This window comes from Streptomyces sp. S.PB5 (assembly GCF_030403745.1).
Taxonomy (GTDB): Bacteria; Actinomycetota; Actinomycetes; order Streptomycetales; family Streptomycetaceae; genus Streptomyces.
This window is the reverse complement of record NZ_JAQMWP010000016.1, coordinates 75,808-99,046: the sequence shown is the minus strand read 5'-3', so window position 1 is coordinate 99,046 and position 23,239 is coordinate 75,808. Positions and strand designations below refer to the sequence as shown.

General features: G+C 70.2%; 20 protein-coding genes and 2 pseudogenes. 7 read left to right on the top strand and 15 right to left on the bottom strand.

Annotated elements, in window-relative coordinates; genetic code table 11:
* Positions 1–25: 25 nt before the first annotated feature.
* The 8 genes from PH203_RS35315 to PH203_RS35280 all read right to left on the bottom strand — a co-directional run bounded on the left by PH203_RS35315 (position 26) and on the right by PH203_RS35280 (position 7,389).
* Positions 26–430 (bottom strand): PaaI family thioesterase, encoded by a 405-nt coding sequence (locus PH203_RS35315; protein ID WP_289925435.1) that lies wholly within the window; start codon positions 428–430, stop codon positions 26–28.
* Between the two features lie 46 nt (positions 431–476).
* A complete protein-coding gene (locus PH203_RS35310) occupies positions 477–1,889 on the bottom strand; it encodes an MFS transporter (RefSeq protein WP_289925434.1) in 1,413 nt (470 codons plus the stop codon).
* On the bottom strand, positions 1,886–2,371 hold the full coding sequence (locus PH203_RS35305) for a MarR family transcriptional regulator (protein WP_354671291.1): 486 nt from the start codon (positions 2,369–2,371) through the stop codon (positions 1,886–1,888). The genes PH203_RS35310 and PH203_RS35305 overlap by 4 nt, the downstream gene beginning before the upstream one ends.
* Before the next feature lie 218 nt (positions 2,372–2,589).
* A complete protein-coding gene (locus tag PH203_RS35300) occupies positions 2,590–3,447 on the bottom strand; it encodes a PHB depolymerase family esterase (RefSeq protein WP_289925433.1) in 858 nt (285 codons plus the stop codon).
* The gene (locus PH203_RS35295) at positions 3,444–3,776 is read right to left on the bottom strand and encodes a DUF4387 domain-containing protein (protein ID WP_289925431.1); all 333 of its coding nucleotides are present in this window, start codon (positions 3,774–3,776) and stop codon (positions 3,444–3,446) included. The genes PH203_RS35300 and PH203_RS35295 overlap by 4 nt, the downstream gene beginning before the upstream one ends.
* Before the next feature lie 3 nt (positions 3,777–3,779).
* Positions 3,780–5,141, bottom strand: coding sequence for an acyclic terpene utilization AtuA family protein (locus PH203_RS35290; protein ID WP_289925430.1), 1,362 nt, complete (start codon positions 5,139–5,141; stop codon positions 3,780–3,782).
* A 32-nt stretch (positions 5,142–5,173) separates the two neighbouring features.
* Complete coding sequence (locus PH203_RS35285; RefSeq protein ID WP_289925428.1) at positions 5,174–6,505, bottom strand: MFS transporter; 1,332 nt, start codon at positions 6,503–6,505, stop codon at positions 5,174–5,176.
* A gap of 164 nt (positions 6,506–6,669) precedes the next feature.
* Entirely contained in the window at positions 6,670–7,389 is a 720-nt protein-coding gene (locus PH203_RS35280; RefSeq protein ID WP_289925427.1) for a GntR family transcriptional regulator, read from the bottom strand.
* Between the two features lie 254 nt (positions 7,390–7,643).
* Here PH203_RS35280 and PH203_RS35275 point away from each other — a divergent pair, with 254 nt between their 5' ends.
* A complete protein-coding gene (locus tag PH203_RS35275) occupies positions 7,644–8,315 on the top strand; it encodes a response regulator transcription factor (protein ID WP_289925660.1) in 672 nt (223 codons plus the stop codon).
* A gap of 85 nt (positions 8,316–8,400) precedes the next feature.
* Here PH203_RS35275 and PH203_RS35270 read toward each other — a convergent pair.
* Positions 8,401–8,594, bottom strand: a pseudogene (locus tag PH203_RS35270) (long-chain fatty acid--CoA ligase); the annotation flags it as partial.
* Between the two features lie 547 nt (positions 8,595–9,141).
* Complete coding sequence (locus PH203_RS35265) at positions 9,142–9,564, bottom strand: helix-turn-helix domain-containing protein (protein WP_289925425.1); 423 nt, start codon at positions 9,562–9,564, stop codon at positions 9,142–9,144.
* Positions 9,565–9,657: 93 nt separating this feature from the next.
* Between PH203_RS35265 and PH203_RS35260 the strand changes: the two genes are divergently transcribed.
* The 3 genes from PH203_RS35260 to PH203_RS35250 are packed head-to-tail and all read left to right on the top strand — an operon-like array spanning position 9,658 to position 11,733.
* A complete protein-coding gene (locus PH203_RS35260) occupies positions 9,658–10,374 on the top strand; it encodes a DsbA family oxidoreductase (protein WP_289925424.1) in 717 nt (238 codons plus the stop codon).
* Positions 10,375–10,404: 30 nt separating this feature from the next.
* Positions 10,405–11,049: an NAD(P)H-dependent oxidoreductase gene (locus PH203_RS35255; RefSeq protein ID WP_289925422.1), complete on the top strand. Its 645-nt coding sequence runs from the start codon at positions 10,405–10,407 to the stop codon at positions 11,047–11,049.
* A gap of 21 nt (positions 11,050–11,070) precedes the next feature.
* Entirely contained in the window at positions 11,071–11,733 is a 663-nt protein-coding gene (locus PH203_RS35250) for an NAD(P)H-binding protein (protein ID WP_289925420.1), read from the top strand.
* Positions 11,734–12,244: 511 nt separating this feature from the next.
* Here the strand turns inward: PH203_RS35250 and PH203_RS35245 are convergent.
* From PH203_RS35245 to PH203_RS35225, 5 genes and pseudogenes are all read right to left on the bottom strand, one after another.
* Positions 12,245–12,463, bottom strand: a pseudogene (locus PH203_RS35245) (long-chain fatty acid--CoA ligase); the annotation flags it as partial.
* A gap of 85 nt (positions 12,464–12,548) precedes the next feature.
* Positions 12,549–13,964: a HAMP domain-containing sensor histidine kinase gene (locus PH203_RS35240; RefSeq protein ID WP_289925418.1), complete on the bottom strand. Its 1,416-nt coding sequence runs from the start codon at positions 13,962–13,964 to the stop codon at positions 12,549–12,551.
* Positions 13,961–14,683 (bottom strand): response regulator transcription factor, encoded by a 723-nt coding sequence (locus PH203_RS35235; protein WP_289925417.1) that lies wholly within the window; start codon positions 14,681–14,683, stop codon positions 13,961–13,963. The genes PH203_RS35240 and PH203_RS35235 overlap by 4 nt, the downstream gene beginning before the upstream one ends.
* A gap of 100 nt (positions 14,684–14,783) precedes the next feature.
* A complete protein-coding gene (locus tag PH203_RS35230; protein ID WP_289925416.1) occupies positions 14,784–17,039 on the bottom strand; it encodes an MMPL family transporter in 2,256 nt (751 codons plus the stop codon).
* Between the two features lie 110 nt (positions 17,040–17,149).
* Positions 17,150–18,103, bottom strand: a complete 954-nt coding sequence (locus PH203_RS35225) for a LysR family transcriptional regulator (protein WP_289925415.1) — start codon at positions 18,101–18,103, stop codon at positions 17,150–17,152.
* Between the two features lie 199 nt (positions 18,104–18,302).
* Here PH203_RS35225 and PH203_RS35220 point away from each other — a divergent pair, with 199 nt between their 5' ends.
* Genes PH203_RS35220 through PH203_RS35210 form a run of 3 tightly spaced genes read left to right on the top strand, consistent with a single transcriptional unit; the run spans position 18,303 to position 23,205 of the window.
* The gene (locus PH203_RS35220; protein WP_289925414.1) at positions 18,303–19,460 is read left to right on the top strand and encodes a tartrate dehydrogenase; all 1,158 of its coding nucleotides are present in this window, start codon (positions 18,303–18,305) and stop codon (positions 19,458–19,460) included.
* Positions 19,457–21,136: a hydantoinase B/oxoprolinase family protein gene (locus tag PH203_RS35215; protein ID WP_289925413.1), complete on the top strand. Its 1,680-nt coding sequence runs from the start codon at positions 19,457–19,459 to the stop codon at positions 21,134–21,136. Before PH203_RS35220 ends, PH203_RS35215 begins: the two co-directional genes overlap by 4 nt.
* A complete protein-coding gene (locus PH203_RS35210) occupies positions 21,133–23,205 on the top strand; it encodes a hydantoinase/oxoprolinase family protein (RefSeq protein WP_289925412.1) in 2,073 nt (690 codons plus the stop codon). The genes PH203_RS35215 and PH203_RS35210 overlap by 4 nt, the downstream gene beginning before the upstream one ends.
* Positions 23,206–23,239: the final 34 nt, after the last annotated feature.

The window sequence follows — 23,239 nt, the reverse complement described above, 5'->3', positions numbered from 1 at the left end:
AAGAGGCCTTCGGGGCAGAACGACATCAAGTTGTCTTCGGCTTGACGGTGGTGACCACCTGGGTCACCCGGGCGCACAGTTCGCCTGCAGCGTCGTGCACGTCGACCTCGATGACGGTGTTGCGGCCCACGCGCAGGGGGCGAGCTGTCGCGACGACGTCTGTGTGTGCCGGCCGAAGGAAGTGCGTGGTCGACTCCACGGTGGCCGGTGCGGCGCCGGCCGGGCCGTTGAGGGCGGCGCACACGGCAGCGCTCACATCGGCCAGTCCCATCAACGCGCCCCCGTGGAGGCCACCGCCCACCGTGGAGAGTGAGGGATCGTGCGCCAGTGTGGCTCGAACGCCGGCTGTCGTCATCTCCTCGAACGCGACTCCGAGGGTCTTGGCGTACGGCGCGAGTGCGTAGACGTCTTCGGCCACGAGTGTGGGCACGGGCGGCTCCCATCTGAGTCAGGGGCGATAAGTTATCGGCGTTAACTCAGTTCGTCAACCGGGGAGTTGCCTTGTCGACAGGTGTGGAGCCGACGCGGCCCAACGACCGGTCGGCCAGGCACAGGACCAGGAACACGGCGGCCACGCCGATGAGGGGCCAGGCCATGGCGTGGAGTCCGGAGCTGGTGGCGCCGTCCTGGAAGAACACGGCGCTCGCCGCCGCCGCGAACAGGGCGCCTACGTACATGAACGTGCGCAGCAGTCCCGCGGACGAGCCCATGCGGGCGGGGTCGGCCTGTGCGTACAGGGCATTCTGGTTGGCCAGTCCGATCAGCCCGTGCGGGATGCCGACGACGGCGCTGAGCGCGACGAGCAGCCAGACCGGACTGTCGCTGCGCAGGAGCAACAACGCCCCACAGCCGAGGCATTGGAAGAGGGCGCCGGCGACGAGTTTGCCCCGCACCCGGCCACGGCGCCCCGTGAGCGCCGTGACACCGAGGGCCGTCACCGACAGGGGGAGCAGAAGCAGCCCGGCCTCCGGCGCGCTGAGTTCCCGGCCCTCTTGGAGCCACTGGCTGTAACCGTAGAAGAAGGCGTACGACGTGGTGTACGCGAGGCACTGTCGGGTGAAGGTGGCGAGCAGCGGTGCGTTGCCGCCGAGGACCCGCAGGTCTATGAACGGCTGGGCGATGCCGAGTTCGCGGCGGACGAACACCGCGCCCGTGGCCAGGCCGAGCACCGGCAGGTACCAGTGTGTGACCGCCGGGTTCATCAGGAACAGCATGAACGTGGTCAGTGATCCGGCGAACCACAGCATGCCCGGCACATCGATGTGTGGTGTCCCGCCCGAGGGCGTGCCGCGTGGCAGCCACAGTGTGCCCAGGACGAGGCACATGAGCGACAGGGGCACGTTGATGCCGAAGATCAGGTGCCAGCCGCCCGTGCCGATCAGCAGGCCACCGAGGGCCGGGCCGGCGACCGCGGTGACCTGGTTGGCGATCGACAGCGCGGCGAGGACGCCACTCGGGTTCTGCCGGCCCGTGCGCTGGGACTCGGAGCGCAGCAGGGACATGGACGCGGGGAAGGCCGCCGAGGTGCCGAATCCGAGGAGGACGCGGGAGGCGACCAGGACCCACAGGTTCGGAGCGAGAGTGCCGAGCAGTCCTGCCAGGCCGGCCAGCGCGGTGCCCAGCAGATAGAGCCGACGCGGACCGAAGGCGTCGACGAGTCGCCCGATCACCGGCTGGCCGACGGCGGTCGCGAGGTAGAGGCCGGAGACGAGCCATGCCGTCTGTGAGGGCGGCGCGCCGAACGCGCGGCCGATGGGGACCAACGCGACCGCGAGCATGGAGGAGTTGACGGGGTTGAGAACCGAACCCAGGATCATCGGTGCGATCAGGCGACGGTCGAAGCCGCCGCTCTCTGCTTGCCGCTGTCCGTGCGCGGCTGTACGTGTCACGCCTGCGCCACCCTGTCGAGCAGCGCCATGGCGGTGATGACCGCCCGGACCTCCTCCTCGGTGCCGTGCTCCTGCAGGGCCCGGGCGAGCCACACCTGACGGGCGAGGCGCTCGCCCTTGCGCCGTTCGTGCCCGCGGGCGGTGAGCGAGACCAGTTGCCGGCGTCCGTCCTCGGGGTCCGGACTGCGCGAGACGAGCCCGGCCTCTTCCAGGGCGATGACGGTCTTGGCCATCGACTGAGGCCGTACGCCCTCTGCGGCGGCGAGATCGCTGGCGGAGGCGGGACCGTTCCTGGCGAGACGGCGCAGAACGGAACTCTGCGGCGGAGATGGTTCCTTCTCCGCGCTCTGGCCCCGGCCCGCCGGTTCCTCGGCCGCTTCGAGGGCGCGCAGCTTGCGACGGAGCCGGCCCACCATCACCCAGATGTCGCCGGCCGCCTGAACGGCGGCCTCGGTCAAGGGGTGTTCATCCGCTGGCATCATGTCCTCAGAGTAGATAGACAGCCCAGGCTGTACAACCTTGGCTGTATAAATGCGCCGCTTTCACGGCGTCGGCCCGTCAGCCGTGCTGTCGAGGAGATCCCGGAAGGCTTCGCACATGGGCATCGCTGCGCAGCCCTGGAGGCCGGGCGGACCGGCCCGCCTGTCCGTTTCGCGGTCGGCCATCAGTTGTGCGACGTGTGGATCGAGTCGATGGTGGGTCACTGCTGTGGGACCTCCGGCGCGCGGACCTGCGTTTCGAGGAATTCCTGGACCGTGGGGAGGACCGCGAAGTGGTTGTGGCCGGTGCCGGGCACTGTGTCGAGGCGCGCGTCGATGCCGTGATCGCGCCAGTTGGCGCGCAGCGCGTTGATACGTTCGACGCGGTCGGTCCCCGTGGCCTCGGGCAGACGTGCGTCGGCCGGGGCGAGTTCGGCCGCGTCGGTGTCGTTCTCGCCGATGACCAGTTGCACGGGAAGGCCGCGCAGGGCTGCCGGGTCGGCGTCGGTCCCGAACTGTTCCTTCATGTCGGCCGTGCCGTGCCACCACGTCGTCGCGGGGTCGAGGAGGGTGACGCGCCCGGGGGCGCCCACCGACAGGCTCGCCAGTCGGCGGGGGTGCAGGTAGGCGAAGCGGTGCGCGAACTGGCCGCCGCCCGAGAAGCCGTGGAGGTGGAAGCGGTCGGTGCGCACATGCCAGCGGGCCGCGGCCTCGTCGACCATGGCGAGGAGGGCTTCGTCGGCGCGGAATCCGGCAGGGGACAGGAGCTTGTAGCTGTCCACGTCGTTCGGGCCGGTGATCCCGGCGGGGAAGAGCGGGGCGAGGACGACGCAGTTGCGGCGTTCGGCGAAGTCGGCGAAAGCGTCGCGGAGTGTCTCGGCGCGGCGCCGCGTTCCGTGGACGGTGATCACCAGCGGGAGGGGCGGACCGTCGGGGGTGTGACCGGTGGGGACGTAGAGGCAGTAGGAGAAGCGGGGGTCGTCGGCGAGGGCGAAGAAGGCTGTGGGGCCGGTCAGGAAAGTGATCCCGGGGTGTCCGGCGGGCAGGTCCCAGGGAGCCAGAGGGAGTTGGGCGGTCATGCGTGCTGCTCCTTGTCCGCGTCGCTCACGGCGAGGTCCATCAGAGGGGCGTACTGCTGGCCCGCGTAGCAGTCGCTGTCGCGCAGGTCGCCCTGGACTGTCGGACGGGGGAGGGAGACCTTCACGGCGAGTGCCAGCGGGTGGTTGACGAGCAGGATGTCGGCGGGGTCGGCGCCGTAGAGGTCGGCGAAGAGTTCCCTGTTGAGGAAGCCGCTGGCGACGAGGGCGTCATAGGCGCCCTGGTCGTGGCACATGAAGTCGAAGGTGAGAGTGAAGGGGCCGGCGTTCTTGGAGCGCACGAGGGAGCAGTAGTCGAGCAGGGTGGTCATGGGTCACAGCTCCTCGGTGGCGGTGCGGAACAGTTCCGTGGGACTGACGCCGGTGACGACGTGGTTGAGGGTGAACCGGTAGAGGGGGCCCCGGTCCATCTCGGGCGGGGAGTACGGGTAGGCGAGGGTGGAGACCAGCCCGTCGTATTCCGGGATGGGCAGGTGGCTGCTGGCATGTGCGACGAAGGTGGCGACCGCGTGGGCGGTTGCCTGATCGGGGGCCGTCACCGTGATGAGGACACCGAGTTCGCGGGGGTGCAGCGATTCCGGTTCCGCGGCGGCCAGTACGGCCCCGCCGCCGTACAGGCGGAAGTCGATGTCGACGTCGTCGGGATCCACGGCGCCGCCGAACACGTCGAGGATCTTGTCCGCGAAGTACTTCTGGGCGAAGGGGAGCAGGTCGGGCAGGCGCCGGATGACCACCTGGTCGCGCACCCCTCCGACGATGACGGTCTGGTGGCCGACGAGTTGGGCCCCTTCGAGCTTGTTGCTGTAGCCGTCCGCGGGGACGAAGCGCGCTCCGCGCGCCCGGACCGTGCGTTCGTCGACCTCCTCGTAGGTGGCCTCACTGGTGTCGAGGACGCCCGACGGTTCCGCGACCCGATACGGATCGGCGTTCTCGTACAGCGTGTGGGCGGCTACGGAGCGGGGGGTGAGACGGCTGCCTTCCGCGAGCGTGGTGACGTCGAAGTGGTCGTCCCGCAGGTGCACGAGCAGGCCGTTGGCGGAGGGGGGTATCGCGCAGGCGGCGCCGCATTCGATGGTCTTGGCCATGTGCCAGGTCAGGCCGGGATCGGCGCCGAGCATGCGGGGGAGTGCGGCGAAGAGCGCGGTGTCGCTGGCGCGTCCGGCCAGGACGACGTCGCAGCCTGCTGCCAGGGCCTCCTGGATGGGCTCGACCCCCATCATGGCGACGGTGTGACTGCGGGTGAACAGCTCCCGGTCGATCTCGGGAGCGTGCGGCAGCGGTCGGAGTCGGCCGGCGTCGTAGAGGTGCTGAAGACGTTCGGCCGGCTGGTCGGAGTAGATCAGCGAGAGTTTGAAGTGCAGGTCCTGCGCCGCGGCGATGTCGCGGACGAGGGCGGCCACGCGATCGACTCCGGTGTCACGGCCGCTGGTGCCGCAGGATCCGATGATCAGCGGCACCCCCAACTCGTCGCGGGCGGTGAGCAGCAGGCGCAGGTCGCGGGTGACGGCCTGGTCGGAGAGCTTGGGGGTGCCCGAGCCGAGTGCGGCCGGCCCCGAGTCGGTCGATCCGGCGTCACAGGCGATGACGTGCGGGCGGGCTTCGACGCCGCGTCGGAAGGCGGCGGTGTCGAAGCCGGCGCCCAGCGCTCCGGTGGGAGCGAGGATGCGTAGTTCCATGGGGGTCCGTTTCCTTGGTGAGGGGCGGTGGTTCAGGGGGCGGTAGGAGCGATGCGGCGTGCCAGACGGGTGAAGACGGCGAACGTGACCGTGGCGAACACCGCGCCGTTCAGGAGCATGAAGCGCCATCCGGTCGCGTCGACGGTGAGGCCGAGCAGGGCGGGGCCGAGTGCTGCGCCGGTGGACGAGGCGACGGTGTACAGGCCGGTGTAGGTGCCCAGGACGTGTCTGCTGGGGGCGAGGTCCCACAACGCGACGAGGGCGTTGACGGCGAAGGCCGCGTAACCGACGGAGGCGATCACCAGGGAGATGACCGTGCCCGGGACCGTGGGGACGCCGAAGCCGATGAGCAGGCCGACGATGAACACGCCGACGCCGTAGCGCATGGCGCGCACCTGGCCCAGCCGGGACGAGGCGTAGGCGAGCGGGACGACGCAGACCAGGAAGGCGACGGCGCCGGGGAGCGCGAGTCCGCCGGCCGAGCCGCGGGACAGGCTCAGTGTCTCGGTGCCGTACGGCGTCAGCAGCGTGCGCAGGGCGGACCACATGCCGGCGAAGCAGAAGATGCCGAGCATGAGCAGGGCCCGGGCGCGGGACGGTTCGCGCACCATGTCCTTGATGACGCCCCAGGGTGAGGCGAAGTCGTCGGACGGCGGTTGGAGGGGGTGGGGTTCGGCCGCGGAAGCCCAATCGGTGGGCGACAGCGTGGCGGTGTGGTGCCGGCGGCCCAGGAAGAACCAGGACGTGGTGAGGATCAGCAGCATGAGGACGGGCGGGATGGCGAACGCCAGGGTGGTGCTGCGGTCGACGACGAGCAGGCTGATCAGGGACGAGACGACGATGGTGAGGCTGACGCCGGCCTTCACGAAGCCCTGGGCCTTGCCTCGGTGGGAGGGAGCGACGTAGTCGGAGACCAGGGTCTCTGTGATGCCTTTGAACGCGTTGGCCATCGCCGCGAAGCCGACGACGCACATCAGGAGCAGGGGCAGAGTGTGCGTCCAGGGGATCAGGGCGAAGGGCACCGAGGACAGGGCGGCGCCGGTCAGGATGATCGCCCATCGGCTCTTTCCGTCGCGTGCGCGACGGTCGGACAGGAACCCCGTCCAGGGCTGGATCAGGACTCCGAGCACGTTGTCCATGCCCATGATCAAGCCGACCAGACCGGCGGAGGCGATGTAGTGTCGCAGCTCGGAGGGCACCTGCGCGTCGTAGAAGTTCCACACCGATTCCTGGGCGAAGACGGCCAGGGTCACCCACAGGACCGTCGTGGCGTTCATCCGCCGCGGGGCGGCCGGCCTTCCCTCGGCTGGGGCGCCTGCGGGAGTGTCCTCAAGCGGCTCGGGCTGAGGTGCGACGTTGGGCATGGCGGCTCCTTTGCCATATGCCATAGCATATTCGTTGTGCGTCACCTGCCCCCGCCTGCTGGTTTTCGATGCGGCGTGCAGGGATGCGCCTTTCCGGAGCAATAGCTATTTGCTATAGCTCTGGCGAGAGCGGATGGCCACTCCGGTGACTTCGGTTTCGATGCTCAGTGTGAGAAACGTGCCGTGAGCAGCGAGGAGCTCGAAGACCGGCTGTGCGCGGTCATCAGCTCTTCCGCCCGCCTGCCGTCTCCGGCGGCGATGGCGTCGTAGATGGCGCGGTGCTGGTGGTAGCGCGCATCTACGGCGCTGCGCCGTTCGCCGCTGACCTCGGACAGGACGCTGTTGCGTCGTTCGTCCGCGCCGAAGGCGTCGACCATGTGCAGCATCTGCAGCAGTGTCGCGTTCCCGCCGGCCTGGTCCACCAGGCTGTGGAACCGCCGCATGCAGTGCAGGATCTCCTCGATCAGCTTCCGCTCCTCCTCGCTGCCGGGAGCCAGTCCGGCCGCCTGGCCGCGCAGGTGGTCCGCCTCGTCCAGGGCGGCACGCATCTGTCCACGCTGCTCCGCGGTCGACTTCTCCGCGGCCAGACGTGCGGCCAGAGCGCGGAGCGAGTCCCCGATCATGGAGAACTCCCGCAGCTCGTCGTCCGCGTACTTCGCGATGCGCACAGAACGTGGGCCGGTCCTCTCCACCAGCCGGTCCTGCTCCAGGCGGCGCAGCGCCTCACGTACCGGTGTCGCGCTGATGTCGAGAGACTCGGCCAGCCCCCGCTCGGTCACCTTCTGGCCCCGTTCGAGGACGCCCGAGACGATCGCCTCACGGATCGCCTTGTACGCCTGATCGCCCAGGGTCGCGGAGATCGTGAGCTGCGGAAGCTGTGCCATGAGCAGTACGGTATTTGCTACAGCAGAATTGTCAACCACTTGCGCGTGAGTGAGTTCCGACCGAGTCCCGACGGCCGGATTCGGGGCCTTCCCGGGCAACCGTCAAGGAACGCTCAGCTTCACGGCGGGCCGACCGTCAAGTGCCGTGTGAATCATGGATCGGGTCATCCCGGAAACCGGTCAGGGCCTCGGCCTTCGCGCCGGACGGGCGGTGACGGCAGGGCCGTCGAACCGAAGAAGGACCCTTGAACAAGGTGATTGTCGCAGGAGGACCGTCGCTGGTCCGGGCCGCGCTGACCAGGGTGATCGATGCGAGCGACACCCTGAGGGTGGCCGGCGCCGCCGCTCGCACCGAGGATCTCGAGAACCTGCTCGCCGCCGGCGTCGACGCGGACGTCGTCCTGCTCGACCGCTGCATCCACTCCGGGCGCCCGGGCGGCTTCACGGCCTTGATCACCGAGGTCTGTGCCGCGGCCCGAGCCGTCGTGTTCGGCGCTCCCAGTGCTCAGGAGGTCGATGCCCAGGTGCGTGCCGGCGCCACGGGTGTCCTCGGTGCGGATGTCAGCGCCTCCCAGCTCGTCGCCGCGCTGGAAACCGTGTGCCGGGGCGGTCTCGTCGTCGCCCTGGGGACGGCCCCGGCCGTCCACAAGGCGCAACCGCGGGTCACGCCCGAACTCACCCGGGATCTCTCCGCACGAGAACGCGAGATCCTCACCACGCTGTCGAGCGGTCAGGACAGCGCCTCCATCGCCCGCGACCTCGGTCTCAGCGCCCTCACCGTGAAAACCCACATCACCCACATGCTCAGCAAGCTGGGAATCCGCCGGCGCGGACACCTGATTGCCTTCGCCTACGAGAGCGGGCTGATCGTGCCGGGCGTGACACCGACCAGTTCCCTCGCGACCCGGCTGCACGCGGCCTCGTAGCCCTGGATGTGCGACCGCATCAGGCCCTGGCCCGCCCGCGGCTGCCAGACCTACGCCTCAGGCGTGCCCCGGTAGCCACGTCCGCATCCAGGTCCCGGGGACAGCCGTCGGAACTGCTTGTCGGTCTGCCACCGCTGAAGGCCCACGTTGTACTGCCGTACGTACCCGTCGATCAGCTTGACCGTGGCGGGCGCCGCGACCACCTCCTCGTACGACTTCCCCTCCCGACCGTTCTCCTGGGCGGCAGTGGAGGATCGAGACCTCGTCCAGCGCGATGAGCGTCGGTGGCGTTCCCTGGCAAGTCGTTGTGTTCGATCGCTGAAGCCCCAGACTTCCGCATGGGAATGACAGCCGGAAGTCGATGCAAACGTGGTCGGCCCCGCGATTGATCACGTGGCGGGTCGGCCGCGATCATCCGCCTGGTACACAGCCGTGAGGTCGATCTGGACGCCTACACGGGGCACAGCGAAGAGCGTGCCCGCGAACTCGCGGCCGCGCTGCACGCCGCCCGGGACGGAGAGCCGGAACCTCTCACGCGTGCCGTCCCTCCCGCTTCCTGACCGGAGGAAACGGCGAGGTGGGCTCGTTGAGCTCTGGGACTCGTTCTCGGGGGGTGTGGCTCTGCGGCGGGTTGTTGCACGACTCGTGGCAGGAGTTGATGTGCGGGCATATCCCGGGGTGATGCCCTCCGGGCAGAGGTACTGGACGGTCTCGACGACGACCTGGAGGTCGTCACGAAAGACGAGTGTGACGTTCCCGCTGCGTCGTCGCGGCTTCACCTGACCTGCCCACGCCCGTCGTGCTGCCAGCCAGACCGGGGGAGGGCTCAGTGCTGAGACGTCACGCTCGTGGTGGCGCGGGTCCGATTCTGGCGGATCTCGTCGTGGTGGTCGGCGGCCCATCCGATCAACTGCTTGACGATCTCGTTCAGGCTGCGACTGAGCGGGGTGAGGGCGTACTCCACCCGCGGTGGCACCTCGGCATAGGCGGTCCGCGTCACCAGCCCGTCTTGCTGGAGCTGGCGCAGTGTGAGGGTGAGCATGCGCTGGGAGATGCCGGGGATGTCGCGCTGCAGGTCGGTGTAGCGCAACGGGCCTGCCTCCAGCGTGGCGATCACCAGCAAGCTCCACTTGTCGCCGACACGGTCCAGTACCTGGCGGATGAAAGCCATCTGCTCGGCGGGGATGCCGGCACACGGCCCCCGGCCCACGGCGATGCCCGATCCGGCTTGGTCCTGCATGGCGCACATTCCTCTCCGGCACGCACAGCGATGTGCCTTTTGTAAGCGCATCCATACTGACGCATCATGGCGCTACGCACAAAAAGTAGGAATTGGAGGTGCGTGGTGAAAGTAGAGATCTGGGCCGAGGTCACCTGCCCCTGGTGCGGTCTGAGCAGCCACCGGCTGGACCAGGCCGTAGCCCGATTCGAGCACGGCGACGACGTGGAGGTCGTCCACCGCTCGTTCCCGCTGGGCAGTGGCTTCCCCGAGGGCCGTCTGTTCAGCGTCCGCGAGGCGCTACTGCGCCAGCACGGCATCGGCGGCGCTCAGGCCGAAGCGGCGACCCGGCGAATCGAGGCGCTGGCCGCCGATGACGGCCTGAGTCCCTACCGGGTGCTGGACAACCAGGTCGGCAACACCGACCTGGCCCACGAATTCCTCGCCCACGCCTCCGCCGAGGGCCACAACCGCGAAGCCTGGGACGCGATCTTCCGCGCCTACTTCGGCCGGGCCGAGCCCGTCTTCGCGCTGGCCGACCTGCTCACGTTGTCCGACGAACTCGGCCTGGACCGACAGCGGACCCGCCAGGCGCTCACCGGGCGGCGCTACCGCGGCCAGGTGCGCGACGACGCCCGCACGGCCCAGCGCCTGGGTGCGACGGGTGCCCCGTTCATCGTCGCCGACGGCCGCTACGGCGTCCCCGGCGCACAGGACAGCGACACCCTGCTCGACCTGCTGCGCACTGCCTGGGACGAAGCCCACCCTGTGATCCCCGTGCCCGCGGGCCAGGCACCCGTCTGCGGGCCTGACGGATGCGCAGTTCCCACCCATTCCTGATCCCTCAGCTCAACTCGTGAAGGACCCGTCATGTCGTACCTGCTCCACATCGATTCCTCCTCGCTGGGCGAGACATCGGTCTCCCGCCAAGTCGCCCAGTCCTTCCGGGACGCGTGGCCGGGCGCCGTTGTCCACCGCGACCTCGCCGCCGCACCCGTGCCTCACCTGAACGCGGCGGGTATTTCCGCCCGAACCACCGACCCCGCTGCGCACACCCCGGAACAGGCCGCAGCCGCCGCCCTCCAGGACGAGTTGATCGAGGAGTTCCTCGGCGCCGGCGCCTACCTGTTCACCGTGCCGATGTACAACCTCACGATGCCATCGGTGTTCAAGGCGTGGCTGGACCAGATCATCGTCGACGGCCGCACCCTGAACCACGCCGGTCCCTCTCCCGCCGAGGGACGGCCGGCCGTGCTGATCTCCGCCCGAGGCGGCGGCTACGGGCCCGGCACACCCAATCACGGCCTGGATTACGTGGTGCCCGCGCTGGAAGCGGTCCTGGGCAACCCCAACCTCCTTGGCCTGGACGTGACCGCGGTGACAGCCGACCTGACCATGGCGCCCCACGCCTCGACGCTGGCCTCGCTCATCCCGCTGCACGAGGCATCCCTGGCCGATACCCACGACCAGGTCCGCCGTCTTGCCACGACCATCAGCGCTCCGTCCGCCGCCTGACTTCTCCATAGGTGAAATCTCATGACTGATCTGCTTGTTCTCGGCGGCAGTGGGCGCACCGGGACGCATGTGCTCGCACAGGCGGCCGCACGCGGTCACCGGGTTCGTGCACTGGTGCGCAACCCCGACACCGTTCAGGCACCGGCTGACGTCGAACTCATCCAGGGCAGCCCAACCAGCCTCGACGACATTCGCAAGGCCGCTCAGGGCACCGAGGCCGTGATCAGCGCGCTGAACAACTCCCGGGCCTCGGACAACCCCTGGGCCAAACCCGTCAGCCCGCCGATGTTCATGACCAACGCCACCCGCAACACCCTCACCGCCATGGGCGAGCAGGACATCCGCCGGATCGTCCTCGTCTCCACACAGGGCGCGGGAGACGACTGGGCCCGGATGAGCCCCCTGGCCAAGGCCGCCGTCAACCTGTCCAACATCAAGGCCAGCTTCACCGACCACCATGGCGTCGACCAGGCCGTGCGGGCTTCCGACACCGACTGGACCCTCGCTCGGGCCGTCGCCCTCACCGACAAACCGGCCCGCGGTCCGCTGCGGGCCGCCGAGGCCGGCACCGACAAGCCCGGCCCCTGGATCAACCGCGCCGACCTCGCCGGCTTTCTCCTGGACACCATCGAACAAGGCATCTGGATCCACCAGGCCCCGCTCGTGTGGAACACACGAGACTGACCCACTGCGCGTTCCGCGTCGGCGTGCCTTCGCGTGCCATGGCACAGCTTGTCGACGCCTCTCCAGAGAGGTGCGCCCACCGGCTCGGGTGGCGCCGCCACCCGAGTCGTCAGGTGGGTGATCGGCGCAATGGCACGACGTTGTCGGCGGCAGATGTGCCCTGTGCCTGCTGATCGTCGTCCTGGAGGAGCACGGCGCTGGCGAGGGTGAGCCTGGCCACCAGCTGGCGGAGCTCTTCGATCTCGGCTCCAGGTTCCGGAACTCAAGGGAGCGGACGAAGTCCAGCAGGTCCCGGTCGACCGTGCCGTCCGGCGCCACGAACACCGGGTCACCCGGCCGCAGACCGATCCGGGCGACCGCCGCCGGTAGATCCTGGACCCCCAGGATCCCTTCAGGCGGCAGCGTTCCCCAGCGCTCGGGATCCGGCACGCGCACCACATGCCACTCGTTCAACCAACGCCTCCCCTGACGCTTGAACTCGCTCAATCATCAGGGAAGTGGCGTGGAGCAAGATGACGGTGGCCAGCTGGTCCTTGGCGATGGCGCGGACCCGCTCCTTGATCAGCTCGGGGTCGCGTTCCAGACGCGGCCTGTACCGGGCTTCCAGCTCGGCCAGTTGCTCGGTGCTCTCCGCGAGGAGCACCCGGCTGCCGGAGCGCGACAGGACGTACGCCGATTCGTCGGCGTCGGTCTGCGGATAGACGGTGGTGGTCGCTGCGCCCGCGCACAGGGCACGCGCCGGCCGACCGTAAGAGGGCAGGCCAGTGAAGCTGGGGGCGGGTGCGGGTCAGTGGGCCGGGTGCCGAGGGCGAACGTCACGGGCGATGGCCGCGCGGGAGCCGGATGGTGACGATGGTTCCGACTCCCACCTCCGACTGCACGTCCACCTGCCCCTGGTGGGCGTGGACGATGGCTTCCACGATGGCCAGGCCGAGACCGGAACCGCCGTAGGCGCGGCTGCGACTGGCCTCGGCGCGCCAGAAGCGCTCGAAGACGCGGGGCAGGTCGTCGGCCGAGATCCCAGGGCCGTTGTCGACGACACTCAGTTGCACGGTCTCCCGGCTCAGGGTGACCTCGACGCGTACGGAGGTCCGGGCCGGAGTGTGCTGGACGGCGTTGCCGACGAGATTGCGCAGAACCTGCTGCAGCCGGGCGGCGTCGCCGACGACGGGGGCGGGCAGGGCGGACGCCATGGCGATGTCGCGCCGGGGGTAGATGATCTGCGCGTCCTCGATGACGCCGGCGGCCAGGACGGTGAGGTCCACGTCGTCCTGCTCCACGGGACGGCCGGCGTCCAGGCGGGCGAGCAGCGCGAGATCCTCCACGAGCAGGCGCATCCGGCCCACCTCGTTCTCGATGTGCTCGAGCGCGGTTTCCAGGCCCGGACCGGACAGGCCGCCCTGGCGGTGCAGGTCGAGCCAGCCGGAGATCGTGGACAGGGGAGTGCGCAGCTCGTGGGAGGTGTCGGCGGCCAGCGAGCGAACGGTCGCCTCCGCGCGGGCCTGGGCGTCGAACGCCCGGTTGACCGCCTTGGCCAGCAGGTCGGCCTCGCTGCCGTTGCGGTGGGTGGGCAGCCGTTCGCTCAGGGATCCCGCGGCGATGGTGTCGGCGCTGCGGGCCATGCGGACGAGCGGGCGCATGCCGAGCCGGAGAACGACGACGGACAGCCCCAGCAGCACCAGTAACGTGCCCCCGATCAACGCCAGTTGCCGTCTGATGAGCACGCCGGTGGTGGTGTCGTCGACGGAGGTGTCGATGGTGAGGATGACGGTCGCAGGCGCCACGGTGCCTTCTGCGGGCCCGCGGTCGATGACCAGCCCGGGGCTGGGGATGCGTACGGCGCTGAGGTCAACGCCCTCGAGAGTGACCACGCTCCCCGTCGGCGCCGTCGCGCTGAACGCGGCCACCTCGTGGGCGGCCCGGGACGCGGAGCCGGTGCTCAGCAGGACCCTGTTGCCCTCGTCGACGGCCACCGTGCCCAGGGGCGAGCCGAGCAGTGCGCCGAGCTGGTCGGCATCGGCGGTTTGCGGTCCCTGACCGATGACCCGCGCCAGACGCGCGGCATTGGCCTTGAGGGTGTCCTCGTTGCGCCTGTCCAGGAAGTCCTCCAGGAGGAGGGCGCTGATGACGGCGCTGGCGACCAGGCCGACGACGAGGAGGACCGCCAGGCCGGCGAGCAGGCGCAGGCGGACGCTGGAGGAGGCCCAGGGAAGGCGGCGGCGGAGTCTCACGTGCCGTCCTGCTCTCGGAGGGTGTAGCCGACACCGCGGACGGTGTGCAGCAGTGGTGTGCGGCCATGGTCGATCTTGCGTCGGAGGTTGGAGACGAAACGCTCGACGACCACGGAGTCCCCGCCGAAGTCGTACTGCCACACGGCCTCGAGGATCTGGGCGCGGGAGAGGACCTGCCCCTGGTGACTGAGCAGGTAGTGCAGCAGTCGGTATTCGGTGGGGGAGAGTTCGATGAGTCGGCCGTCTCGGCGGACTTCGTGACGGAGGTCGTCGAGCGTGAGGTCGTCACAGGACAGGCGGGTCTCCTCGGCGGCGGGGGTTGTTCCACCGCGGGCGCGACGCAGCAGGGCCTGCAGGCGGGCGCCGACCTCGACGACGCTGAAGGGTTTGGTGACGTAGTCGTCGCCGCCCAGGCGCAGTCCCCGTACGCGGTCCTCGACGGCGTCGCGTGCGGTGAGGAAGAGGACGGGGACGTCGATGGCGCGGGAGCGCAGGAGTTGGAGGATCTCGAAGCCGTCGGCGCCGGGGAGCATCACGTCGAGGACGATGACGTCCGGGGGGCGGCGGGCGACCTGGTCGAGGGCCTCGCTCAGGTCGCCCGCCGTTTCGACGTCGAATCCGGCGAACTGCAGTGCCGAGATCAGCAGGCGCCTGATACCGGGATCGTCGTCGACGACGAGGACGCGGTCGGCGGTGGCCGGCGTGTTGACGGCGTTCATGTGTGCTCCTGGTGGCGGCAGCGGCCGACCGAGGTCTGCCGCTGCCGCCGGTGGGGCCGACTCGGGTGTCCCGGTAGCGGCGCTGCTGGTCATGGTGGGGTCACGGGCGTGCGGGGGCGGATTCCTTGGCGGGGGTGTGTGGGGCCGTCGGCTGGGGGGCGTGGAAGTTCTCGCCCTCGACGTCGAGATGGGGCAGGACTCGGTCCAGGCGTCGTGGCAGCCGCCAGGCCCGGTCCCCGAGGAGTGCCAGGGCCGCCGGCACGAGGGTCATGCGGACCAGGAAGGCGTCGACCATGACTCCGAAGGCCAGGGCGAAGGCGATCGGCATGATGTCGGGGTCGTGGGAGAACAGGAAGCTGACGAACACCGCGATCATGATGAGCGCCGCAGAAGTTACCACACGGGCGGAGTTGCGGGCGCCGTTGAGGATGGCGGTGCGGGCGTGGTGGTGGCGGTTGTAGTCCTCGCGCATGGCGGAGACGAGGAACACCTCGTAGTCCATGGCCAGCCCGAAGAGCACGGACATCACGATGATGGGCACGAAGCTGGCCACGGGTCCCTCGCTGGGTACGCCCAGCACTCCGGCCAGCCAGCCCCACTGGAAGACCGCGACGGTGGCTCCGAAGGCGGCGCCCACGGACAGCAGGAAGCCGATGGTCGCCTTGACCGGGATGGCGATCGACCGGAAGGCGATCATCAGCAGGAGCAGGGAGAGGCCGACGACGACGATCACGAACGGCACGAGCGCGCCGCTGAGCTTGTCGGAGACGTCGATGCTGACCGCGGTCATACCGGTGACGGCCACGTAGGAGCCGCTGGACTGTGCCAGTGGCTGCATCCGGGCGCGCAGCCGGGCCACGAGGCTGCTGGTCTCCTCGGACCGCGGTCCGGTCTCGGGGATGATCTGGATCCTTGCCGCAGTGTCGTTCTCGGCCAGGTCGACACCGCTGACGTCCGCGATCCCCTCGACCTTGCGCAACGAGTCCTCGACGGCGGTGGCCGTGGAGTGGACGGTGGCCGGGTCGTCGTTCTCGACGAGGACGACGAGGGGGCCGTTGGCGCCGGGACCGAAGGCGTCGCCGATGACGTCGTAGGCCTGGCGGCTGGAACTGCTCGTGTCGCTGGAGCCCTCGTCGGTGAGCGCCAGCTTCAGCTCCATGCCGGGGACGGCCAGGGCGATCAGCACGGCGGTGCCCAGGATCAGGTTGCGCACGGGGTGGCGCAGCACACCCTGGGTCCAGCGCACGCCCATCGTGGCCGGCCGGCCGCTGGGCGCCGCCGGCCGCAGGGCGCGCCTGCGGCCGATCACGGGCAGGAACCGGCGGCGCCGGGCCGCGGGCCGGGGTGCCCGGGGGGTGAGCCGGTGGCCAGCCATCCCCATCAGGGCGGGCAGCAGGGTCAGGGCGGTGATCACGGCGACCGCGACTGCTCCGGCCGAGGCCAGTCCCATCGAGGTGAGCATCGGCACGCCGGCCACCGACAGACCGGCGAGTGCGATGAGGACGGTGGCTCCGGCGAACACGACGGCGCTGCCCGCGGTGGCGGTGGCCCTGGCGATGGATTCCCTGACCGGCATACCGGCACCCAGTTGGGCGCGGTGGCGGGAGACGATGAACAGGGCGTAGTCGATACCGACGGCCAGCCCCAGCATGATCGCCAGGGTGGGTGCGTTGTCGGAGACGTCGAAGACCGTGGCCAGACCCATCATCGCGGCCACCGTTGCGACGATGCCGAGAACCGCGGTGAGCAGGGGCAGACCGGCGGCGAGGAGCGACCCGAACGTGATCACCAGGATGACCAGGGCCACGCCCAGACCGAGCAGTTCACCGGGTCCCACGGGCGGGTGCGAGGTCTCGTAGGGCTCACCGCCGTAGATGGTCCGCAGGCCTGCCCGCTCCGCCGACGTCCCGGCGGCCCTCACCGCGTCCAGCGTGCCCTCCGGCACGTCGTCGGCCTCCTTCGTGGTGAACGTGACCTCGGCCACCGCGGTGCGTCCGTCCCCGGAGACGGCGTCATTTCGCTCCGGGTCACTGACCTTGCTCACCCCCGGCACTCGGCCCGTGGCCTCCAGTGTGGCCTTCAGGGAGTCGTGCAGCTGAGGCTCGGTCACCTTGCGGCCGGCCGGCGCCTGGAACACGATCCGTGCCGACTGCGCATCCGGCTCGGGGAAGTGCCGTTCCATCTTCGTCAGCGCCGTCTGGGCCGGAGAGCCGGGAATGGAGCTGCTGTCGGCGAAGGAACCGGCGAAGGAAACCCCCAGACCGACCACCGCGACGAGGGCCAGGAGCCATCCGATCAACATCGTTCGCCACCGACGGGCGCCGAACGCGCCCAGCCGGTACAAGAGCGTAGCCATCAAAGATTCCCTCACTGTGCGGAAGACGACCCGGCACATCCTTCTGAGGGCACTTGACGACCGCCGCATGCGGAACTTGAGGGTTTTTTGACGGTTCGGCTCCGGTGCCGTCAGGCGGGCCGCGCACCGGACAGGGGCCGGCCGGCGCTCCGGGGGACGGTCGGCTGATCCGCGGCGTGATCCAGCCGGAGCGGGAGCCGCGCGGCGAGGTGGTCGATGAGGGCGCTGACGCGTCGCGGGACGTGCCCGTCCTCCTCCAGGAGGGCGTAGATGTCGGCGGCCGGTGTCGGCAGGTGCGGCAGGACCCGGACGAGCTCGCCGCGCTCCAGATGCGGTCTGATGTGCCACTCCGACCGCATGATCACACCACGGCCCTCGAGGGCCCAGCCGGTCACCACGTCACCGTCGTTGCTGGACAGGCTGCCGTTCACCCGCACGTGCCGTGGGCGGGCCGCGTCCCCGAAGCGCCAGAGCGCGAAGTCGCTCTCGTTCTCCCGCAGCACGATGCAGTTGTGGCGGGCCAGATCCTCGATGCTGTCCGGGGTGCCGTGCTCGGCGAGGTAGGACGGCGCCGCGCAGGGCACGCGCCGGTTCCTGGCCAGCCGCCGCATGCGCAGCGAGGAGTCGGGCGGCATGCCCACGTGGACGGCGACGTCGAACTCACGCTGGTGGGGCCGCAGCGGCAGCGCGGACGTCTGGAGCCGGACGTGCAGGTCCGGGTGGGCCGCGGCGAACTCGCCGAGCAGCGGCGCGATGTGCGCGCGGCCGAGACCGAGCGTGGCCTCGACGACCACGGACCCGCGCAGCCCCCCGGCCGTGTCGGTGATGGTGTCCTCCAGCTCGCGTACCTGGTCGAGGATCGCCTCGGCGCGCGCCGCATACAGCGCGCCCTCCGACGTCAGCACGAGTCGGCGGGCGCCGCGTTGCACGAGCCGGACGTCCAGGCGGCGCTCCAGCGCGCTGAGGCGCTTGCTGACGACGGGCAGAGAGCAGCCGAGTTCTCGGGACGCGGCCGTCAGCGTCTCGCTCGACGCGATCACGTGGAAGAACTGCAGGTCGTCCACGGCTGAACGGCTCTTGGACGAGGGGCGGCCAGAACGCCGGGGGCTTTCCATGGGGGAAAACGTACCTTGCCCTTTACGGCCTTGTAACGGGTGTCGCCGCTGGCCAAGGTAGGAGCCAGCCGCGCCGTGACCGAAGTGCCTCTGGACGGAGTGCCCGTCACCGGCCTTGCGCATCAATCCGTGGACTGGGAGTGAACTCGTGCCGCACAGCTATCGCATCGCAGCGATTCCGGGCGACGGGATCGGCCGCGAGGTCGTCCCGGAGGGACTGAGGTGCCTGCGGGCCGCCGCCGAGACGCACGGATTCGCACTCGACGTCACCGAGTTCGACTTCGCCAGCGCCGACTACTGGCTGAGCCACGGCACGATGCTGCCCGAGAACTGGCGGGAGGTACTCGGCGAGTTCGACGCGATCTTCTTCGGCGCGGTCGGCTGGCCGGAGGTGGTTCCGGACCATGTGTCGTTGTGGGGCAGCCTGCTCCAGCTGCGGCGGGGCTTCGACCAGTACGTCAATCTGCGCCCCGTCCGGCTGCTGCGCGGTGTGCGCAGTCCGCTGCGTGACCACCGGCCGGGCGACATCGACTTCTATGTGGTGCGGGAGAACACCGAGGGCGAATACTCCAGCATCGGCGGCCGGATCTTCGAGGGCACCGATCGCGAGACGGTGGTGCAGGAGACGGTCATGACACGCACCGGCGTCGACCGTGTCCTGCGCTACGCCTTCGAACTCGCCTCGTCCCGTCCGGGCAAGCACCTGACGTGGGCGACGAAGAGCAACGGGATCTCGATCTCCATGCCCTACTGGGACGAGCGCGCCACCGAGATGGCCGCCCGGTACCCCGACGTGACCGCGGACAAGGACCACATCGACATCCTGGCCGCGAAGTTCGTCCTCCAGCCCGACCGGTACGACGTGGTCGTCGCCAGCAACCTGTTCGGCGACATCCTCTCCGACCTCGGCCCGGCCTGCACCGGGACGATCGGCATCGCCCCCAGCGCGAACATCAACCCCGACCGCTCCTTCCCCAGTCTCTTCGAGCCGGTGCACGGCTCGGCGCCGGACATCGCCGGCCTCGGTGTCGCCAACCCCGTGGGCCAGATCTGGAGCGGCGCCATGATGCTCACCCACCTCGGCGAGCACGAGGCGGCCGCGCACGTCGTGGCCGCGATCGAGAGCGTTCTGGACGAGCAGCCCGAGGTGGTCACCCCCGACCTCGGGGGCACGGGGACCACGGCCGGGCTGGGCCGGGCCATCGCGGCCCGGATCGCCGCGGGGACTCGCGCCGGCCACGGCGGGGCGGCGGCGACCGCAGACGCTGCCGGCCGAGCGGTCGAAGAGGGGGTCGCGGCGTCATGACCAGACCTGTCTGCGATCCGGTCGGCCTCGAAGTGCGCTGGGACCGGCTCGCCGCCGCCACCGACGAGGCGGCCTCCACGATGCTGCGCACGGCGTTCTCCACGATCATCCGGGAGTCGAACGACTACACCGTCGTCCTGATGGACCGCGCGGGCCGCACCATGGCCGAGTCACGAGCCGGCATCCCCGCCTTCGCCGCCCTGATGAGCTCGCTGACCGCCCTGGTCCTCGAACGGTTCCCGGCGCACGAGTGGCGGGACGGCGACAGCGTCATCACCAACGACCCGTGGATCGCCACCGGGCACCTGCCCGACATCGCCATGATCTCCCCGGTCTTCCACCGCGGACGGCTCGTCGCGTTCGCGGGCACCGTGGCGCACTCACCGGACATCGGCGGCACACCCTCGATGAGCGCGACCGAGCTCCTGTCCGAGGGGATCCTGATCCCCCCGCTGCGCCTGTTCCGGGCCGGACGCGTCGAGCAGGGGATCAAGGACCTGCTGCTGGCGAACGTACGACTGGCGGACCAGGTGTGGGGCGACCTGGAGGCGCAGGCCGCGGCACACGCCGTGTGCCGCCGACGTGCCAAGGAGTTCCTCGACGACTTCCGTGAGCGGGACTTCGAGGCGTTCGCTGCCCAGGTCCACGCGGTGACCGACGCGGCGATGCGGGCGGGCGTCCGCGATCTGCCCGACGGCGTCTACCGCGCCGCTCTGGACGCGGACGGCGTCGAAGGCCACCCCACGCACATCGAGTGCGCGGTGACCGTGCGCGGCGAGGAAGTGGCGATCGACTACACCGGCAGCTCCCCCCAGGTGCCCTTCGCGACGAACTCGACGCTGAACTACACCCGCGCCTACTCCATGTATCCGCTGAAGATCCTGCTGGATCCGTCCACGCGGACCAACTGGGGCTCCTACCGGTCCATCCGGGTCACCGCTCCGCAGGGCACGATCGTCAACCCGAGATTTCCCGCGCCCGTCGTCGCACGGCACCTCACCGGGCACCTCCTGTCCTGCGCGGTGTACCAGGCACTGGCGCCGGTGCTGCCCGACCGTGTCATCGCCGACAGCGGCGGCGCCCCCGCCCTGCGGGTCCGCTTCGCCGGGGTCGACGACAGCGGCCGGCCCTTCAGCCTGATGCTCTTCGCCAACGCGGGCATGGGCGCGTCCAAGGAGTCGGACGGGCTGTCCGCCACCGCCTTCCCGACCAACTCGGGCGGCGGCAGCATCGAGGCACTGGAGGCCGCCTCGCCCCTGCACTTCCTCCGCAAGGAGTTGCGTGCCGGATCGGGCGGACGGGGCCGACGCCGCGGCGGCCTCGGCCAGACCATCGAGGTCCGCAACCCGACGAGCCGACCGGTGCAGATGGTGCTGCTCGGAGACCGCGAACGGCACCCGGCACTCGGACTGGCCGGCGGCGAACCCGGCGCCACCGCACAAGTCGTCCTGGACTCCGGCGAGCGTGTCCCCCTGAAGTCGATCTCGCAGCTGGCCCCCGGCGCATCGGTGGTCATCTCCTTCGCCGGCGGCGGCGGGTTCGGCCGTCCCGAGGAGCGCGAGCCCGAACTCCTGGTCGCCGACGAGATCGCCGGCTACACGCTCCCGGCCGGTCGCCGGCACCCGCACACGGCCCCGACGGCGGCCGGACGCGCACATGAGGAGGTGAGCCGGTGACCCGCACGGTCAGGATCGGCGTCGACGTCGGCGGAACGTTCACCGATCTCCTGCTGCACGACCCGCACCGGCAACTGATCCGGCCCGGAAAGCTGCCCACCACACCCCATGCCCCCAACGAGGCCATCACCGCGGGGATCACCCGCCTGCTGGAGGAGACGTCCACGGCCCCCGCAGACGTCGCGGGCATCGTGCACGGCACCACGCTGGTGACGAACACCCTGCTGGAACGCACCGGAGCGGTCGTCGGTCTGCTGACCACCAGCGGGTTCAGCGACTGTCTGGAAATGGGACGGGAGACGAGGTTCGACACCACCGACCTGCTCGCCCGGCCCGCCCAGCCGCTGGTGCCGCGCCATCTGCGCCGCGGGGTGCCCGGCAGGATCGCCGCGGACGGCGGTGAACTCGAACCGCTCGACGAGCCTGCCGCCCTCGCGGCGGTGCGGGAACTGGTGGACCAGGGCATCGAGGCCCTGGCCGTGGCCCTCATGCACTCCTACCGCCATGCCGGACACGAGCACCGGGTACGCGACCTGGTCGCGCGCGCCCATCCCGACCTGCCCGTCACGCTCTCCAGCGCCGTGGCCCCGGTCATCGGCGAGTACGAGCGGGCCGGCACCGCCTGCCTGAACGCGTATGTGCAGCCCCTGATGTCGCGCTACCTCGACGACCTGCGCGACGACCTCACCGCCCTGGGGATCGACGCGCCCCTTCGCATCATGCTCTCCGGCGGTGGTGTCACGACTCTCGAGGACGCCAAGCGGTTCCCCGTACGGCTGCTGGAGTCGGGCCCCGCGGCCGGTGTCATCGCCGCTGCCGCAGTCGCCCGGACGCTGGGGGAGCAGGACGTCGTCTCCTTCGACATGGGCGGGACCACCGCGAAGATCGCCGTGGTCCACGGGGGCAGGCCCGGGCTCAAGCACGACTTCGAGGCGGGGCGGGTCGACAAGTTCAAGCCCGGCTCGGGGCTGCCGGTGCGCCTGACCGTCGTCGACATGATCGAGATCGGTTCGGGAGGCGGCTCGATCGCGGCGCCCGACGCGCTGGGGCTGCTCAAGGTGGGACCGCGCAGCGCCGGTTCGGTGCCCGGCCCCGTCGCCTACGGTCGTGGCGGCGAACTGCCCACCGTGACCGACGCCGACCTCCTGCTCGGCTGTCTCGACGCGGACACCTTCCTCGGCGGCGAGATGAGGCTGCGCACCCGCGAGGCCCACAAGGCGCTGACGCGTGAGGTGGCGGGTCCGCTGGGACTCGACACCGCCGACGCTGCCGCCGGGATCGTCGAGGTGGTCACCGAAAGCATGGCCGCCGCCGCCCGCATGCACTTGTCCGAACAGGGCAAGGACCCCGCCGACTTCGCCCTGCTGGCCTTCGGCGGCGCGGGACCCGCCCATGCCTACGGGCTGGCCAAGTCGCTGAAGATCCCCAAGGTGATCGTGCCGATGCGGGCCGGTGTGATGTCCGCCTGCGGGCTCCTGGCCGCCGCTCCCACGGTCGACGAGGTCCGCAGTCTGCCCTCGCCCCTGGCCGACGTCGACTGGGACCAAGTGGCCGCGCTCTACGACGAGATGACGACCCGGGCCACCGAAACGCTCCAGCCGGACGACCCGGAACTGGTCCGGGTCCACCGCTCGGCCGACATGCGTTACCTCGGCCAGGGCTTCGAGATCGAGGTCGAGGTGTCCGAGCAGGACCTCGGCCCGGATGGTCTCGGACGCATCCGGAGCGCCTTCGAGTCGACCTATCGGACCGTGTTCGGCCGCTCCCTCGACGGGGCCGTGGAAGTCGTGAACTGGCGGCTTTCCATGCGACTGCCCGGTCATGAGCTGACGACGGAGGGCGCCCCCGCGGGAGGGGGCAAGGCGAGCCGCGGTGTCCGGCCGGTCCACTTCCCGGGACACGGGCCGCTCGAGACCACCGTGTGGAACCGCTACGAGCTCACGCCGGGCACCGAGCTGACAGGTCCGGCGATCCTCGAGGAACGCGAATCGTCCTGCTCCTTCGGACCGGAGTGCCGGATCCGGGTCACCGACGACCTGACCCTCGTGGTCGAACTCGACCGGGACTGAACCGTTCGGCGACCGGTCCGGGGGAACGGCTTCC